At 64.4% G+C, this 15,804-nt stretch carries 15 protein-coding genes; 11 read left to right on the top strand and 4 right to left on the bottom strand.

Features of this window, described 5'->3' with window-relative positions; genetic code table 11:
* The 11 genes from serB to GWL_RS11370 all read left to right on the top strand — a co-directional run bounded on the left by serB (window position 1) and on the right by GWL_RS11370 (window position 12,543).
* A complete protein-coding gene (serB, locus tag GWL_RS11420) occupies window positions 1-867 on the top strand; it encodes a phosphoserine phosphatase SerB (RefSeq protein ID WP_008330081.1) in 867 nt (288 codons plus the stop codon).
* A gap of 36 nt (window positions 868-903) precedes the next feature.
* On the top strand, window positions 904-1,266 hold the full coding sequence (locus GWL_RS11415) for a membrane protein (protein WP_008330079.1): 363 nt from the start codon (window positions 904-906) through the stop codon (window positions 1,264-1,266).
* A gap of 255 nt (window positions 1,267-1,521) precedes the next feature.
* Window positions 1,522-3,147 (top strand): methyl-accepting chemotaxis protein, encoded by a 1,626-nt coding sequence (locus tag GWL_RS11410; protein ID WP_008330077.1) that lies wholly within the window; start codon window positions 1,522-1,524, stop codon window positions 3,145-3,147.
* A gap of 29 nt (window positions 3,148-3,176) precedes the next feature.
* Window positions 3,177-3,644, top strand: coding sequence for a chemotaxis protein CheW (locus tag GWL_RS11405; protein ID WP_008330075.1), 468 nt, complete (start codon window positions 3,177-3,179; stop codon window positions 3,642-3,644).
* The gene (locus GWL_RS11400; RefSeq protein ID WP_008330073.1) at window positions 3,641-4,921 is read left to right on the top strand and encodes a protein-glutamate O-methyltransferase CheR; all 1,281 of its coding nucleotides are present in this window, start codon (window positions 3,641-3,643) and stop codon (window positions 4,919-4,921) included. Before GWL_RS11405 ends, GWL_RS11400 begins: the two co-directional genes overlap by 4 nt.
* Window positions 4,914-5,591 (top strand): chemotaxis protein CheW, encoded by a 678-nt coding sequence (locus tag GWL_RS11395; RefSeq protein ID WP_050978087.1) that lies wholly within the window; start codon window positions 4,914-4,916, stop codon window positions 5,589-5,591. Before GWL_RS11400 ends, GWL_RS11395 begins: the two co-directional genes overlap by 8 nt.
* Window positions 5,588-7,900: a hybrid sensor histidine kinase/response regulator gene (locus GWL_RS11390; protein WP_008330069.1), complete on the top strand. Its 2,313-nt coding sequence runs from the start codon at window positions 5,588-5,590 to the stop codon at window positions 7,898-7,900. Before GWL_RS11395 ends, GWL_RS11390 begins: the two co-directional genes overlap by 4 nt.
* Entirely contained in the window at window positions 7,897-8,919 is a 1,023-nt protein-coding gene (locus tag GWL_RS11385) for a chemotaxis response regulator protein-glutamate methylesterase (RefSeq protein WP_008330066.1), read from the top strand. Before GWL_RS11390 ends, GWL_RS11385 begins: the two co-directional genes overlap by 4 nt.
* Before the next feature lie 30 nt (window positions 8,920-8,949).
* Window positions 8,950-9,978, top strand: a complete 1,029-nt coding sequence (locus GWL_RS11380; protein WP_034350687.1) for a diguanylate cyclase — start codon at window positions 8,950-8,952, stop codon at window positions 9,976-9,978.
* Window positions 9,979-10,057: 79 nt separating this feature from the next.
* Window positions 10,058-10,513 carry a MaoC family dehydratase gene (locus GWL_RS11375; protein ID WP_008330062.1) on the top strand — a complete coding sequence of 152 codons (456 nt, stop codon included), beginning with the start codon at window positions 10,058-10,060 and terminating at the stop codon, window positions 10,511-10,513.
* Window positions 10,514-10,704: 191 nt separating this feature from the next.
* Window positions 10,705-12,543, top strand: a complete 1,839-nt coding sequence (locus tag GWL_RS11370; protein ID WP_081486069.1) for a sensor domain-containing diguanylate cyclase — start codon at window positions 10,705-10,707, stop codon at window positions 12,541-12,543.
* Between the two features lie 57 nt (window positions 12,544-12,600).
* On the opposite strand, the gene GWL_RS11365 is transcribed toward GWL_RS11370, so the two are convergent.
* The 4 genes from GWL_RS11365 to GWL_RS11350 all read right to left on the bottom strand — a co-directional run bounded on the left by GWL_RS11365 (window position 12,601) and on the right by GWL_RS11350 (window position 15,410).
* Window positions 12,601-13,293, bottom strand: a complete 693-nt coding sequence (locus GWL_RS11365) for a glutathione binding-like protein (protein WP_008330052.1) — start codon at window positions 13,291-13,293, stop codon at window positions 12,601-12,603.
* A 79-nt stretch (window positions 13,294-13,372) separates the two neighbouring features.
* Complete coding sequence (locus GWL_RS11360; RefSeq protein ID WP_008330050.1) at window positions 13,373-14,530, bottom strand: pyridoxal phosphate-dependent aminotransferase; 1,158 nt, start codon at window positions 14,528-14,530, stop codon at window positions 13,373-13,375.
* Between the two features lie 63 nt (window positions 14,531-14,593).
* Complete coding sequence (locus GWL_RS11355) at window positions 14,594-15,115, bottom strand: putative toxin-antitoxin system toxin component, PIN family (RefSeq protein ID WP_034350462.1); 522 nt, start codon at window positions 15,113-15,115, stop codon at window positions 14,594-14,596.
* Window positions 15,116-15,125: 10 nt separating this feature from the next.
* On the bottom strand, window positions 15,126-15,410 hold the full coding sequence (locus GWL_RS11350; RefSeq protein WP_034350685.1) for a hypothetical protein: 285 nt from the start codon (window positions 15,408-15,410) through the stop codon (window positions 15,126-15,128).
* Window positions 15,411-15,804 lie beyond the last annotated feature (394 nt).

Raw genomic sequence — 15,804 nt, 5'->3', positions numbered from 1 at the left:
ATGAACCTGATCCTGCAAGCCCCCAAGCACCACGCTGTTTCTTCTTCGGCCATCGAGACCATTGCGCAGTTGGCCGGTGGCCGCGCCGAACGCCTCGGTGATAGCCGCGTGCCGGACGCCGATGCCTGGCGCGTAGCCGGGGTGAGCCCGAGCGATGCGCTCAAGGCCAGCATCGACGCTGCCTGCCTGCAGGCACGGCTGGACTATGCCTTCATCGAGGAAGGCCGCAAGCTGACTGATTTTCGCCTGGTGGCCATGGACATGGATTCGACGCTCATCACCATCGAGTGCATTGACGAGATCGCCGACATGCAGCGCTTGAAGCCGCAGGTGGCCGAGATTACCGAGGCAGCCATGCGCGGCGAGATCGAGTTCAACGAAAGCCTGACGCGCCGGGTGGCCTTGCTCAAGGGGCTCGATGCGGGCGCCTTGCAGCGTGTCTACGATGAGCGCCTGCAATTGTCCCCGGGCGCAGAGAACATGCTCAAGGCCGTGCGGGCTGCGGGCCTGAAGACGCTGCTGGTCTCGGGCGGTTTCACCTTCTTCACCGACCGCATGAAGGCGCGTCTGACGCTGGACTACACCCACGCCAATACCCTGGAAGTGGTCGATGGCAAGCTCACCGGCAAGGTGGTGGGCGGCATCGTCAATGCCGACGAGAAGCGTGCGACGGTGGAGCGTGTCTGCCGCGAAATCGGCGCCGAGCCATCCCAGGCCATCGTCATGGGCGATGGTGCCAACGACTTGCGCATGATGGGCATCTCGGGCCTGTCGGTGGCCTTCCGTGCCAAGCCGGTGGTGCGCGCCCAGGCCAACGTGGGCTTGAATTTCGTGGGGCTGGACGGCATCTTGAATCTGCTGGCCTGATTCCGGGGCCGGTTTCCCCTCACTTCAGGAGATGCGATGAACCAGGAACTGGTATTGGACCCGCAGACCCAGACCGGCCGTGACCTGGTCTGGTGGCTCTATCTGGCGCATGCCGCCTGCCTGGTGTTTTCCCTGGGCATGCTGTCGTGGCTGCCGCTGATCGTCAACTATCTCAAGCGCGGCGAGGTGCGCGATACCTTCCTCTACACCCACCATCGCTGGCAGATCCGGTCCTTCTGGTGGTACCTGTTCTGGCTGTTCGCCGGCGGTGTCCTGTGGGCCACCGTGATCGGCATTCCGCTGGCCATCCTGGTGTTCTCGCTGGCCTGGATCTGGAAAGCCTACCGCCTCATCAAGGGCTTCCTCGACCTGCAGGACAACAAGCCCATGCCGGTGTGACCCCAGCGCTGGCTGTACGACCGAAACGGCACCTCAAGGTGCCGTTTCGCATTGCTGGAAAGCAAAGAAGCTTTGCACAAGGGATAATGGTGATATTGAAAGATTTCAATGATAATCTCGAATTATTACTAAATTGCACTATGCACCAGAGTGCATCAGGCTAGCATCAGGCTAGCATCAGGCGAACTTTCGTTCATGCGCCTCCCGCTCGGGGTGCCAGGGCGGGGCCGCTCACTCCAAGGGGGAACACTGCGCATGAAGAACTGGACGATCAAGCAACGCATCCTCGGGAGCTTCGCGCTCATCCTGCTGCTCATGGCGCTCATGGCGGGCATCTCGGCGGTCAATCTCGGTCGTATCGAGAAAAGCGCCACGGCGCTGCGCGAGGATTCCACGCCCGGCCTTTACTACAGCAGTCAGATCAATGCCGCCTGGTATGAAAACCTGCTCATGACCCAGCAGATCATTCAGGTCGACAACAGTGACGCGGAGCGTCAGGCCGACCTGGCCCTGCTGCGTCGCAACGGTGAACGCCTGGACCGGCTGCAGGAAGACTACGACAAGACCGTCTTCAGCGATAACGACCGCAAGCTCTTCGAGCAATTCAAGGAGACGCGCCAGAAGTACCGTGCCATCGTGGGCGAGTTGCTGAAGATGGACTTCGGCCAGCGCGCGCCCATCGACAAGATCGTCAACGAGCAACTCCGTCCGCAATGGCGCGCCGGTTACCAGTTGACGCAGCGCATGGTCGATACCAACAAGGGCATTGCCGACCTTGCTGCCAGCCGCATCACCGATGCGGTCAACGCCGCCCAGTTCGCGATGATGACCTCGCTCATGGCCGCCTTGCTGGTGGCGCTGGTGTGCGGTTTCTTCCTGATGCGGGCGATCAACGAGCCGTTGCAGAGGCTCATGGGTTTGCTCGATATCATGCGCTCGGGCGATTTTTCGCGTCGCGTGTCGCTGCAGCGCAATGATGAGTTCGGCGTGCTCGGCACTGGCTTCGACCGCATGACCGATGAGTTGACCGCGCTGGTGTCGCAGGCGCAGAAGTCCTCTGCACGGGTGGCCACCTCGGTGACCGAGATCGCTGCTACGGCCCGCCAGCAGCAGGCCACCGCCGCCGAAACCGCCGCCACCACCACCGAGATCGGCGCCACCTCCCGCGAGATTCATGCCACCTCGCGTGACCTGGTGCGCACCATGAATGAAGTCTCGGTCGTTTCCGAACAGACGTCTGCCCTGGCCGGCAGCGGGCAGGCGGGTCTTACCCGCATGGGCGACACCATGCAGAACGTCATGGACGCCGCCGGTTCGGTCAGCGCCAAACTGGCCATCCTCAACGAGAAGGCGGGCAACATCAACCAGGTCGTCACTACCATCACCAAGGTGGCCGACCAGACCAATCTGCTCTCGCTCAATGCCGCCATCGAGGCCGAGAAGGCCGGCGAACATGGTCGCGGTTTCTCGGTGGTGGCCACGGAAATCCGTCGTCTGGCTGACCAGACCGCGGTGGCGACCTATGACATCGAGGTGATGGTCAAGGAAATCCAGTCGGCCGTGGCCGCCGGTGTGATGGGCATGGACAAGTTCTCCGACCAGGTACGACGCGGCATGCAGGACGTGCAGACCGCCGGCAGCCAGCTCTCGCAGATCATCGCCCAGGTGCAGGCGCTGTCGCCGCGCTTCCAGATCGTCAACGAAGGCATGCAGGCCCAGGCCAGCAGCGCCGAGCAGATCAACCAGGCTCTGGTGCAGCTCTCCGAAGCGGCCCAGCAGACCGTGGAATCGCTGCAACAATCGAGTCAGGCCATCGACGAGTTGAACGTGGTCTCCAATGAACTGCGCAATGGCGTCTCGCGCTTCAAGGTAACGGACTGAGCGCCGCGTCGCTCTGCCCCAGCGTCCCCATGAGCCAGTGCCTGCACTTGTTGTTTTCCCTTGGACAAGAGCGCTACGCCTTGCCCACTGCCGAGGTGGCGATGGTGCTGCCGCTGTCGCCCTGCAAGTCCTTGCCCGGCGCGCCGGCCTGGGTGGCCGGACTGCTGCCGCATGGCCTCGGCCATGTGCCGGTGATCGACCTGTCCATGCTGGTGCTGGGGCGGCCCGCCCCGGCCCGCGTGAGCACGCGCCTGGTGCTGGTGCACTACCACCACAGCCAGGCGGTGGCGGTGTTGCTCGGGCTGATCCTGGAACAGGCCACGCAGACCTTGCGCATCGATCCTGATGATTTCGTGCCCGCTGCCGTGCGCAATGAGGGCGCGCCCTATCTGGGGCCGGTCATGCCCCATCAGGGCGGATTGCTGCAACGGGTGGAGGTGGGCGACCTGCTCGATCCGGCCACGCGCGCCTTGCTCTATCCCGAGGTGCCGGCATGAAGAGTCTGCCGCTCATCGCCGACAGGCTCAAATCCGCCATGGGGCTGGACATGGCCACCGTGGGCAGCAGCCTCATCGAGCGCGTGGTGCGCGAACGCATGGCGGCGCTGGAAATCGATGACGATGGCCGCTATCTGGCGCGGCTGCAAAGTTCGGCGGTCGAGTTGCAGGCACTGATCGAACTGGCCGTGGTGCCGGAGACCTGGTTCTTCCGCGATCGTGAAGCCATCCTGGCCGTGGCGCGCCTGGCGCGCGAACGTCTGGCGGCACAGCCGACCGTACCGGTGCGCATTCTCAGCCTGCCTTGTTCCACTGGCGAAGAGCCGTATTCGCTGGCCATGGCGTTGCTGGAGGCGGGGGTGATGCCATCGCAGTTCGTCATCGACGCCTACGATATCCGGACACGCTCGCTGGAAATTGCTGCCGCCGGTCTTTATGGCCGCAATTCCTTCCGGGGCCAGGAACTGGGTTTCCGGGACCGCCATTTCACGGCTGCGGAGCAGGGCTGGCAACTGCATGAAGCGATACGCCAGCTGGTCCGCTTTGCGCCCGGCAATCTGCTGGCACCGGACTTTCTGCGCCAGGCCGCTCCTTACGATGTCATCTTCTGTCGCAATGTGCTGATCTACTTCGAGCGCGAGGTGCAGCGCCAGGTCGTGACATTGCTGGAAAGTCTCATGAAACCCGATGGACTGATCTTCGTCGGTCCCGCCGAAGGCGGCATCCTGCTCAGTCCGCGCCTGGAGTCGGCCGGCATTGCACTGGCCTTTGGTTTTCGCAAGCGCGTGGCGGTGCCGCGCTCGGCCACGCGCGAAGCGCCGCTGGTCATGCCGCTGCCGCTCTTGGCACCCTCCGACCTCGGTGGTCGACGGCGGCCGGTCGTGCCCCCGACTTCAAGGGCGGTTGGTGCCGCCGCGCCTGCGCTCCCCGCTGAGCCCGCCTCGTCGAACCCTGCCCGCACGGTGCTGCAGCGTGCCCGCTCTCTGGCCGATCAGGGGCAACTGGCCCAGGCCGCCGCATTGTGCGAGCAGGCCATCGGCGAGCAGGGGCCCAGTGCCGACGCCTTCTACCTGCTGGGCCTGATCCACGATGCTGGCGGTCAGACCGAGCAGGCCCGGCACTGCTATCGCAAGGTGCTCTATCTGGCGCCCCGGCACCAGGCCGCCTTGCTGCAGCTGGCGGCCTTGTTGCAGGCCCAGGGCGATCCGGCCGGGGCAGAACGTCTGCGGCAGCGCGCCGATCGCGTGACGGCGAGCGAGGAGCCGCATCATGGCTGAGCCGACGATGACCCCCGCGCCCACGACGCTGGATGCCTGCTGGAATCGCATCGGTACCAAGGGCGACGGCAGTTGTGCCGAACTGGCGCAGCACATCCGCTGCCTGAACTGTCCGACCTTTGCCCGCGCTGCCCTGCAGCAGCTCGATCGCGTCGAGGCCTCGGCCGAGGTGGCACAGCAATGGCTGCACGCGGGCGAAACCCAGGCGCAGGCGGAGAGCGGACAGGAGCGCGGCGCAATGGCCTCGGCCCTGGTGGTACGCGTGGCCGGCGAGTGGCTGGCCATCGCCACCTCCGTGGTCCAGGAAGTGACCGCGACGCGCCCGCTGCACAGCCTGCCGCATCAGCGCAATGCCGCCATTGCCGGAGTACTCAACATTCGCGGCAGCCTGCGCATCTGCGTCTGGCTCGCCCGGCTGTTCCAACTGCCGGACCAGACCCCGGCGCCGCATCTGCTGGTGGTCGCCCATGAAGGGCAGGTGCTGGTGTTTCCGGTGGAGGAAGTGGCCGGCGTCCATCGCTACGCCCCGCAGAGCCTGGCACCGGTGCCTACCACGCTGGCCCAGGCGGCGATCCAGTACACACGTGGCATGCTGGAATGGCGCGGTCGTCCCATCGGCCTGCTGGACCACGAATTGCTGTTCTACGTACTCAACCGGAGCATGACATGAGTACGCCCGATCTCAGCCAGATGTCCATGCTGGACCTGTTCCGCTTCGAGGCGGAAAGCCAGATCGCCCAGCTCAACACCAGCCTGCTGGCGCTGGAGCAGCAACCGACGGCCGCCGAACACCTGGAGGCCTGCATGCGTGCCGGCCATTCACTCAAGGGTGCGGCCCGCATCGTCGGACTGGAAACGGCAGTCAAGGTGGCCCATGTGCTGGAGGACTGTTTCGTGCTGGCGCAGCAGGGCAAGCTGCTGCTGGAGAAGAAGCACATCGACGTCCTGCTGCGCGGCGCCGATCTGCTGGGGCGTATCGCCTCGCCGCCTGACGGCGACGAGTCCTGGGCCGATTCTGCCGGCCACGCTGAAGTACAGGCTTTCCTGCAGGCCTTGCCGGCCGTGATGAGCGGCGGCCAGGCCGATCCCTGGCCGGCGCCCTCGGCGGCGATGCAGGAGGCCCAGGCTGCCGAGGCGGCCACGCAGCCAGCTGGCTCTCCCTCCTCGCTGCCGACGGCGCAAGCCGCTGCCGTGTCCCCGCTCGTGCAGACGGCTTCGCCGCTACCGGCTGCGCGCGCCGTGCGGGTCAGTGCGGACAGCCTGGACCGGCTGCTGAGCCTGACCGGCGAATCGCTGGTGGAGTCGCGTCGCCTCAAACCGTTTTCGGCCAGCATGCTGCGCATGAAGCGCGTACAGCGTGAAGCCGTGCAGGCGCTGGACCTGTTGCAACAGAAACTGTCGACCAGCCAGCTCGATGAATTCGCCCAGGCCACCCTGAGCGAACTGCGTGCGTTGATGCAGACCAACCAGCAACTGCTGGGGGAACAATTGATTGCGCTGGATGCCTTTGACCGGCGCTCGGTCAATCTCTCGCAACAGCTCTATGATGAGGCGCTGGCCTGCCGCATGCGGCCCTTTGCGGACGGGACCGCCGGGTTTGCGCGCATGGTGCGCGATGTCGGTCATGCGCTGGGCAAGTCGGTGCGACTGGACATCCACGGCAATACCACCCAGATCGACCGCGACATCCTCGAAAAACTGGAGGCGCCCCTGGGGCACCTGCTGCGTAACGCGGTCGACCATGGCATCGAGGATCCCCTCACGCGCGGTGCGGCCGGCAAACCGGAACAGGGGGTGGTGCGGCTGGAGGCACGTCACAGTGCCGGCATGCTCTTGATCGAGGTGGCCGATGATGGTGCCGGCATCGACCTGGAGGAATTGCGCCGCACCGTGGTAGCACGAGGACTGTCGACCCCGGAGATTGCCGCGCGCCTGTCCGAGGCGGAATTGCTGGATTTCCTGCTGTTGCCCAGCTTCAGCCTGCGCGAGACGGTCACCGAGATTTCCGGTCGCGGCGTCGGTCTGGACGTGGTGGCCGACATGCTCAAGCAGGTGCGCGGCACGATCCGTATCACCACGCGCAGCGGGCAGGGCAGCCGCTTCCTGTTGCAGCTGCCGCTGACGCTGTCGGTGATCCGCAGCCTGCTGGTGGACATTGCCGGTGAACCTTATGCGTTTCCGCTGGCCTACGTCAATCGGACCTTGCGTTTGCCGGCCGAGGCCCTGCAGACCCTGGAAGGCTACCAGCACTTCAGCCATGAGGGCCGCCAGGTCGGCCTGGTCAGTGCGCACCAGGTGCTGCAGCGCGGCCAGTGGCGCGCCCGTGATGGCAGCGTGTGCGTCGTGGTCATCGGCGAGGGAGAACACAGCTACGGGGTGGCGGTCGATGCTTTCCTGGGCGAGCGCATGCTGGTGGTGCAACCGCTGGATGCACGCCTGGGCAAGATTGCCGACATCCTGGCCGGTGCCCTGATGGAAGATGGCGCACCCTTGCTGATCCTGGACGTGGCCGACCTGCTGCGCACGGTGCAAAAGCTGACCGCTTCCGGACGCCTGCAGACGGTCGACCAGGATGGTGCCGGCGAGGCCGCCGTGGTCGTGCGCAAGAAAGTGCTGGTGGTGGATGACTCGCTCACCGTGCGTGAGCTGGAACGCAAGTTGCTGAGCAACCGGGGGTATCAGGTCACGGTGGCCGTGGATGGCATGGATGGCTGGAACGCCGTGCGTGCCGAGCCCTTCGACCTGGTCATCACCGACATCGACATGCCGCGCATGGATGGCATCGAGCTGGTCGGACTGATCCGCGGTGCGCCGCAATTGCAGGCGCTGCCGGTGATGATCGTGTCCTACAAGGATCGTGAAGAAGATCGGCAGCGTGGCCTGGCCGCAGGTGCCGATCATTACTTCACCAAGAGCAGTTTCCACGATGAAAGCCTGTTGCAGGCCGTCGTAGACTTGATTGGAGAGGCGACAACGTGAAGATCGGCATCGTCAACGACACCCCCATGATGGTGGAAGTGCTGCGCCGGGTGATTGCCGAGAGTGGCCGCCACGAATTGATCTGGATCGCCCGCGATGGCGAACAGGCCGTGCAGATGTGTGCCTGGCAGTTGCCCGATGTGGTGCTGATGGACCTGCTCATGCCCAAGATGGATGGTGTGGAAGCCACCCGCCGCATCATGCAGGACACCCCGTGCCCGATCCTGGTGGTGACCTCCGACATGGATACCAGCGCGGCCAAGATCTACGAAGCCATGGGATATGGCGCACTCGACGCCACCCAGACGCCGGCGCTCATCGGTGCGGCCGGCAAGCGCGATGCGGCGGCCCTGATCGAGAAGATCGACAATCTCGGTCGCCTGAGCCCGGACGATATGGCCGCACCCGTGCGACGACCGGTGCGCCTGCCACTGCCGGCCGCCCACGGGGACCTGGCGCCGCTGGTGGCCATCGGCGCCTCCGCCGGCGGACCGGCGGCGCTGTCGACCCTGCTCAAGCTGGTACCGCGCGAGTTTCCCGGCAGTATCGTGATCGTGCAGCATATCGATGCCGCCTTCGCCCCCGGCATGGCGCAATGGCTGCAGCAGCAGTCGGTGCTGCGCGTGCGCCTGGCCGTCGAAGGCGACCTGCCACGCCGGGGCGAGGTCCTGCTGGCAGGGAGCAACCACCATCTCGTCTTCAAGGAAGGCAACCGTCTCGGCTACATCGACGGCGCGCCAGGCGATGTCTACCGGCCCTCGGTGGATGCCTTCTTCCATAGTATCCTGCGCCACTGGGAAGGCCGGGCCACCGGCGTACTGCTGACCGGCATGGGCCGTGATGGCGCTGCCGGCCTCAAGGCCCTGCGCGACAATGGCTGCCACACCCTGGCGCAGGACCAGAAAAGCTGCGCCGTCTACGGCATGCCCAAGGCTGCCGTAGCGCTCAACGCCGCCGTCGATGTCTTGCCGGTCAGTGCCATGGCGGCGCGACTGCAGACACTGCTGGCCGCGGCGTGAGGCCATTGAATTGAAATGAAGGAAAGCATGATGAGCTCGGTGCAAGCAACCGACACCCCGGGCGGCGGCCCCGCCTTGCCCGCCGAGGAGTACAGGATCATGGTCTTGCTGGTGGATGACCAGGCCATGGTCGGGGAGGCCATCCGTCGCGCCCTGGCCAGCGAAGAGAACATCGACTTCCACTTCTGCACCCGTGCCGATGAGGCGCTGGCCGTGGCCGAAAAGACGCGACCCACGGTCATCCTGCAGGACCTGGTGATGCCGGGCGTAGATGGCATGACTTTGGTGCGACAGTACCGCGCCAGCCCGGTGCTGGCCAATGTGCCCATCATCGTGCTGTCTTCGCGGGATGATGCCGTGATCAAGCGCGACGCCTTTGGCGGCGGGGCCAACGATTACATGGTCAAATTGCCGGATGTGATCGAACTGGTGGCGCGGCTGCGTTATCACTCGCGCTCCTACATCAACCTGCTGCAGCGGGACGCGGCGTACCGTGCCCTGCGCGAGAGCCAGCAACAGCTGCAGAAGACCAATTTCGAGCTGCAGCGCCTGACCAATACCGATGGTCTGACCGGCATCGCCAACCGTCGATATTTCGATGACTACCTGGGCGCCGAATGGCGCCGCGCACGGCGGGACGGGCTGCACCTGTCGCTGTTGCTCATCGATGTGGATTTCTTCAAGCTCTACAACGACAACTATGGTCACGTCGCAGGCGATGCGGTGCTGCGCCAGGTGGCGCAGACGCTGGACGAGAGCATCCAGCGCCCGGCCGACCTGTCGGCGCGCTTCGGCGGCGAGGAATTTGCCATGATCCTGCCGCGCACCCCGCTGGAGGGGGCGCAGGCATTGGGCCAGAAGCTGTGCCAGCTGATCGAGGCGAACCAAGTCCCGCATGAGCGCTCCAAGGTCGGTGCCTGGCTCACCGTGAGCATTGGTGCTGCCACCATGGTACCGAGCCCCGAGCAGGACATCCGCGAACTGATCGAGATGGCTGACCGTCGTCTCTACCTGGCCAAGCAGCAGGGCCGCAACCGGGTGGTCTGGCAGGACGGCTGAACACAGGACGACAAGGAAGGCCGCGCCGCGCACCGTGCGCCCGTGGCCCATACGATAACGACAAGGGAAGGAAGCCAGCATGCGTACCATCGCCAGCCTGGAAGAACTGAAATCGCTGGCGGGCCAGGAAGTGGCCAGCAGTGACTGGATCAGCGTGTCGCAAGAGCAGGTGGACCGTTTCGCCGACGCCACCGGCGACCACCAGTGGATTCACGTCGACCCCGAACGCGCCGCCCGCGAGCTGCCCTACGGCGGCACCGTGGCACATGGTTTCCTGACGCTGGCGCTGTTGCCGCGACTGCTCTCGGAGTCCATCAGCCTGGGGCCGGATGTGCGCATGCTGCTCAACTATGGCTTGAATCGCGTACGCTTCCCGGCGCCCCTCCCGGTGGGGCGGAAAGTGCGCGGCATCATCCGGCTGGAGTCCACCGAGGACATCCCCGGGGGCGTGCAACTGGCCTGGCTCATTACCGTGGAATGTGAAGGTTCGGACAAGCCGGTATGCGTGGCCGAATTCCTCGTACGCCGGTACTAGGCGCGCAACACCTGCACGCTTCCTCGCAGAAGCTCATACATTGTGTGGCCTGATGGCATCGTCCTTGCCGATCGGCATGGTTTTTCATGCGGGCCAGGGTGCGAAGCTGACAAAAGTTGTCATAAGGTGCTAATGTCTTTACGTACGGTGGCGTGCCTGCCACCGCCGCGTCCTTGCCGATCCTGTTGCTCATGATGCCAGAACGCCCGCCCTGCCAGATCGACGCCGATCCCGAGTTCTACCGGAAGGCGCTCGCCTTCAACAACGTGACGCTGTCCTACATTGCGCGCGGTGCGCCGCTGGAGCAATTGCTGGACCGGATCGCCAGCGGTTTCTCGGGCAGCTATCCGCAGCGTGCCCTGGCCATCTTCCTGTTCGATCCGCAGGCTCGCCGCATGCGCGTGGGCGCGGCCCCGCGCGTGGCGCCGGCCTTCCTGGCCGAGCTGACCGCGCTGGAGGTGGACGATCCCGATACGCCGCAGTTCTGGCATGGCCTGACCGCACTGGCGGCGCGCCATGAACGCTGCCTGCTGGAAATGCTGCCGCTGCGCTCCTTCGCAGGTGAAGTCGCGGGCATCCTGACCATTTGCGCCGCTACCGAGGCTCTTGGCGACGCCTCTCACTCTGATCAGGCCTATCGCGATACCGTCGGTGCGGCGGTATCGATGGCCATGCTGGCCATCGAGCGGGCGCTGGTACCGGTCCATGCGCGCGTCAAGAGCGAGCCGCCGGGCGAAGCCGACGAGCGCATGGCGCTGGCCATCGAGGGCAGTGGCACCGGCATCTGGGACCGCAATGCCGTGACCGGCGAGATGTATTATTCGCGCGGCTGGAAGGCCATCCTCGGTTACGAGGACTGGGAGCTGTCCAGCCATCTGGAAGATGCCTACCAGCGCATCCATCCGGACGACCTGCCCGAGGTGCAGGAGAGCATCCGCCAGCATTTTGCTTCGCGCTCGGACACTTACCAGGTGGAGCACCGCATCCGCTGCCGCGACGGCAGCTACAAGTGGATCAGCAGCCGTGGCAAGGTGGTGGCGCGCGATGCCCAGGGCAATGCGCTGCGCATGATCGGTACCACCACCGACATCACCGAGATCAAGCGGCTTACGGAAAAACTGGCCAAGAGCAGCCGCATGCTCGATTACCTGACCAGCGAGATTCCCGGCATGGTGTTTCAGTTTCGCGTTCCGCCCGGCGAGCGCGGTTACTTCACCTACGTCAGTGAAGGGGCGCGCGAGACCTATGGCCTGACGCCTCAGCAGTTGCTGGAGACACCCGCCATCATCGATACCGTTATCCATCCCGAAGACCTGCCCCTATACGAGGCGGCGCACCAGGCGGTTCTGGCCGGCGCTGCGCACTGGATGCTGGAGTTCCGCGTCATCTCGGCCGACCATGGCGTGCGCTGGCTGCGCGGCCAGGCGCGTCCGCGCCGCCTGGAAGACGGCACCACGCTGTGGCATGGCTTCATCAGTGACATCAGCCAGAGCAAGACCTTTGAACTGGAGCTGCAGGAATTCGCGCTCACCGATTTCCTCACCCAGCTGCCCAACCGTCGTTTCTTCATGCAGCGCCTGCAGGAAGAGTACAACCGCATCCAGCGCGGCATGCTCGATACGGCGGCGGTGCTGATGTGCGACCTCGATCATTTCAAGCGCATCAACGACAGCCTCGGTCACGCCGTGGGCGACCAGGTCCTCACGCATTTTGCGCAAGTGCTCAAGAGCCAGTTGCGCAGGACTGATACCGCGGGCCGACTAGGCGGCGAGGAATTCGCGGTGATCCTGACCGGTGCCAATCTGCAGGCCGCCGCCGAGTTCGCCATGCGGCTGCAGGCCAGCTTTGCCAGTCATCCCATGCTGCACGAGGGCAAGGAGGTGGAGGTGACGTTGTCGATCGGCATCGCCCTGATGCAGAGCGACTGCATCGGTCAGGAGCAGGTCCTGCGCGCCAGCGACGATGCCCTCTATCGCGCCAAGGAAAAAGGGCGCAACCGTTTCGAGTTTGCGCCCTTTGCCTGTCCCTGAGATGGCTGCGGCTGGCGTGCAGCCGTGCTCCCCGCCAGTTCCGGTCCCTCGTGCTGATCAGCGTTTCTGGTACTGACTCTTGCCGAACAGCAGTTCGCGGGCCTTGTCATCCTGCAGCGGCTTGCGCTGGTCGGCCAGCACGGTCACGCCACGCTGTACGGCGGCACGCGCGTTGATGGCATCGAACCAGCGCTTGACGTTGGGGAAATCCGCCAGATCGATACCCTGGTTCTTGTGCGAACGGGTCCAGGGGAAGCAGGCGATGTCGGCAATGGTGTAGTTGTCTCCGGCCAGGTAAGCATGCTGGCCCAGTTGCTTGTCCATGACCTGATACAGGCGGCGCGCTTCGTTGCTGTAGCGGTTGACGGCGTATTCGATCTGCTCCGGCGCGTACAGGCGGAAGTGATGCGCCTGGCCCAGCATCGGCCCCAGGCCGCCCATCTGGAACATCACCCATTGCAGCACTTCATACTTCTCGCGCACGGTCTCGCCCAGGAAGCGCCCCGTCTTGCCGGCCAGGTAGATCAGAATGGCGCCGGATTCGAACAGCGAGATCGGTGCGCCGTCCGGACCATCGGGGTCGACGATGGCGGGAATCTTGTTGTTGGGCGAGATCTTCAGGAATTCGGGCGTGAACTGGTCACCGGCACCGATATCGATGGCATGTGCGGTGTAGGGCAGGCCGCATTCTTCCAGCATGATGTGGACCTTGTGGCCATTGGGGGTAGCCCAGCTGTAGACGTCAATCATGGCGTTCCTTTTCTGCGTGTCGTGTTGAGGGGGAAGTCACGTTACCGAAAACATCTAAACGATTTGCGCACCGACCGTCTTACAGCTTCGCCAGCCGGTCCAGCGCCAGTTGCAGCGTTTCATCCTTCTTGGCGAAGCAGAAGCGCACGATGCCCGATTCCTTGGGCGTGTTGTAGAAGGCCGAGACCGGGATGGCCGCCACGCCGATTTCACTGGTGAGCCATTTGCAGAAGTCGGCTTCGGACTGGTCCGAGATGGCGTCGTACTTCACGCACTGGAAATAGGTGCCCTGCGAGGGCAGCAGCTCGAAACGGGTGTTGGCCAGTCCTGCGCGGAAAAGGTCACGCTTGTTCTGGTAAAACGCCGGCAAGTCCAGGTACGGTGCCGGGTTCTTCATATACTCGGCCAGACCATACTGCACCGGGGTGTTGACGGTAAAGACGTTGAACTGGTGGACCTTGCGGAATTCTGCGGTGAGCGCAGCCGGTGCCGCCACATAGCCAATTTTCCAGCCGGTGACGTGATAGGTCTTGCCGAAGCTGGAATTGATGAAGCTGCGCCCGGCCAGATCCGGATGGCGTGCCAGCGACTCATGCGGCTGGCCATCGAAGACCATGTGTTCGTAGACCTCGTCGGAGAGGATCAGGATATCGGTGCCGCGTACGATGTCGGCCAGCGCGGCCACGTCGGCGGCGCGCATGACGCTGCCGGTCGGGTTGTGCGGGGTGTTGACCATGATCATGCGGGTCTTGGGCGTGACGGCTGCCTTGACCTTGTCCCAGGGGATGCTGTAACCCGCCGCGCCCACTTCCATCTGCACGAACACCGGTACGCCACCGGCCAGCTCGATGGCGGGGACGTAGCAGTCATAAACCGGTTCGATCACGATGACTTCATCGCCCGGGTGCACGGCGCACAGCACCGAGGTCAGGATGCCCTGGGTGGCACCGGCGGTGACGGTGATCTCGGAGACCGGGTCATAGCGATGGCCGTAGAGGTGCTCGACCTTGTCGGCGATGGCTTCGCGCAGCGGCAGCACACCGGCCATGGGCGGGTACTGGTTCAGACCCTCCTGCATGGCGCGGGTGACGGCATCGACCAGCGCCGGATCGCAATGGAAATCAGGGAAGCCTTGCCCCAGATTGACCGCGCCTTTTTCGCTGGCCAGGGCAGACATGACGGTGAAGATGGTGGTGCCGACCTTGGGCAGCTTGGTGACGATGTTGGGGGTGCTCATTGCAGCGGGCTCGTTCTTGTGATGATCGCAAGCCCGCTATTCTAGCCGGATTCTCGCGGCGCTTCAGGTCGCCGGATCGAGGAAGGCATCGGCCCGCCAGAGCTGGGGCGGCACGATGGCAAAGAGGCCGCGCTTGAGGGTGCGCTTGCCGAGTTTGAGAACGGCCTTGTCCTTGCTGACCAGCACGTGGGCCTGGCATTGCAGGGCCAGTTCGAGGAATTTCTGATCATCGCCATCGGTGCAAAGGGGCAGGCCGAAGGTATTGACCTGCGCCAGCGGCAGGCAGCGCAGCAGGCGGTCGAATTCGGCGCAGATGGCCGGCTTGGTCTCGGGCGTGACCGGCAGATGCGGATAGTCCAGCACGGCCAGCCACTCGTTGCGGCAATCCTCGCGGGTGTAGGCCTCTACCGTTGCTTGCTCCAGAGCTGCCTGCAAGGCGGCCCAGCGCGGGTCGCGGAAGACGAACAGGTCCAGACAAACGTTGGTGTCCAGCACCACGCGCTGGCGCCCGGCGGGGGCGTCAGCAGCAGGGCCGGAAGACTGGGGAAGCACAGCGCTGAGGGATGGTGTTGCCTGGATGCTCATTGAGTGAAAACTAGTTGTCGATGCCGCGATGGCCGGGAGGCGGCGCTTCCTGCTTGGCAAAGAGATCGCCGCCGGCTTCGAGCGCATCATACCCCTGATCGGTGACGCGCCAGAAATTGTGCATGTCCACCGCCACCAGTCCCCGGTCATAGAGCAGGCGCAGATGATGCAGGATCACCTCCGGCGCCACCTGTCCGGGCAGGGTGCTCTGGATCTTCTCGACGTCGCCGTAGAGAGTGCCGAAGGCTGCCAGCTGTTTCAGGATTTCGCCCATGAGGGCTTTGTCTCGTTTCATGATGTCCTCCTTGCCGGTGGCCGGCGGGGTCAGGCGGGCAGGGCTGCCCTTGTCTCCCATGGACAGCAAAATGCCGGCAAAGTGCCGAGACGATGTCGGCCCTGGAAGACTTAGCTGCTGCTGCCGTGCTTCCTTGCCAAATCACCTGCTTGCTGCCTTGTTGATTAACGGCAAGTCTGCTGCCGAACTTGAATCGGAACCGATCCCGCTCTCCGTGCGGCCACGCTGCTCCCCCGTGCCGCCGTCGACGGACGGGCGCTTGAGCGTCGTGGCGCCAGGGTTCGCCATCATGTCCAATGCTTCAGTGTAGGAGCCGCGGTGCACGCTTCAAAGGCGCAACAACCGGCATTTTGTTGTCCAGACTTTCATATCGGCTTCCAGCCGCCCCCCTCCG

Origin of the sequence: Herbaspirillum sp. GW103 (genome assembly GCF_000261365.1) — a bacterium.
Classification (GTDB): domain Bacteria; phylum Pseudomonadota; class Gammaproteobacteria; order Burkholderiales; family Burkholderiaceae_D; genus Herbaspirillum.
This window is presented reverse-complemented; position numbering and strand designations above follow the sequence as displayed.

What these genes read in the sequence shown, in the direction of transcription:
- serB (WP_008330081.1), top strand. Translation starts at nt 1, where the DNA reads ATGAACCTGATCCTGCAAGCCCCCAAGCACCACGCTGTTTCTTCTTCG.
- GWL_RS11415 (WP_008330079.1), top strand. Translation starts at nt 904, where the DNA reads ATGAACCAGGAACTGGTATTGGACCCGCAGACCCAGACCGGCCGTGAC.
- GWL_RS11410 (WP_008330077.1), top strand. Translation starts at nt 1,522, where the DNA reads ATGAAGAACTGGACGATCAAGCAACGCATCCTCGGGAGCTTCGCGCTC.
- GWL_RS11405 (WP_008330075.1), top strand. Translation starts at nt 3,177, where the DNA reads ATGAGCCAGTGCCTGCACTTGTTGTTTTCCCTTGGACAAGAGCGCTAC.
- GWL_RS11400 (WP_008330073.1), top strand. Translation starts at nt 3,641, where the DNA reads ATGAAGAGTCTGCCGCTCATCGCCGACAGGCTCAAATCCGCCATGGGG.
- GWL_RS11395 (WP_050978087.1), top strand. Translation starts at nt 4,914, where the DNA reads ATGGCTGAGCCGACGATGACCCCCGCGCCCACGACGCTGGATGCCTGC.
- GWL_RS11390 (WP_008330069.1), top strand. Translation starts at nt 5,588, where the DNA reads ATGAGTACGCCCGATCTCAGCCAGATGTCCATGCTGGACCTGTTCCGC.
- GWL_RS11380 (WP_034350687.1), top strand. Translation starts at nt 8,950, where the DNA reads ATGAGCTCGGTGCAAGCAACCGACACCCCGGGCGGCGGCCCCGCCTTG.
- GWL_RS11375 (WP_008330062.1), top strand. Translation starts at nt 10,058, where the DNA reads ATGCGTACCATCGCCAGCCTGGAAGAACTGAAATCGCTGGCGGGCCAG.
- GWL_RS11370 (WP_081486069.1), top strand. Translation starts at nt 10,705, where the DNA reads ATGATGCCAGAACGCCCGCCCTGCCAGATCGACGCCGATCCCGAGTTC.
- GWL_RS11365 (WP_008330052.1), bottom strand. Translation starts at nt 13,293, where the DNA reads ATGATTGACGTCTACAGCTGGGCTACCCCCAATGGCCACAAGGTCCAC.
- GWL_RS11360 (WP_008330050.1), bottom strand. Translation starts at nt 14,530, where the DNA reads ATGAGCACCCCCAACATCGTCACCAAGCTGCCCAAGGTCGGCACCACC.
- GWL_RS11355 (WP_034350462.1), bottom strand. Translation starts at nt 15,115, where the DNA reads ATGAGCATCCAGGCAACACCATCCCTCAGCGCTGTGCTTCCCCAGTCT.
- GWL_RS11350 (WP_034350685.1), bottom strand. Translation starts at nt 15,410, where the DNA reads ATGAAACGAGACAAAGCCCTCATGGGCGAAATCCTGAAACAGCTGGCA.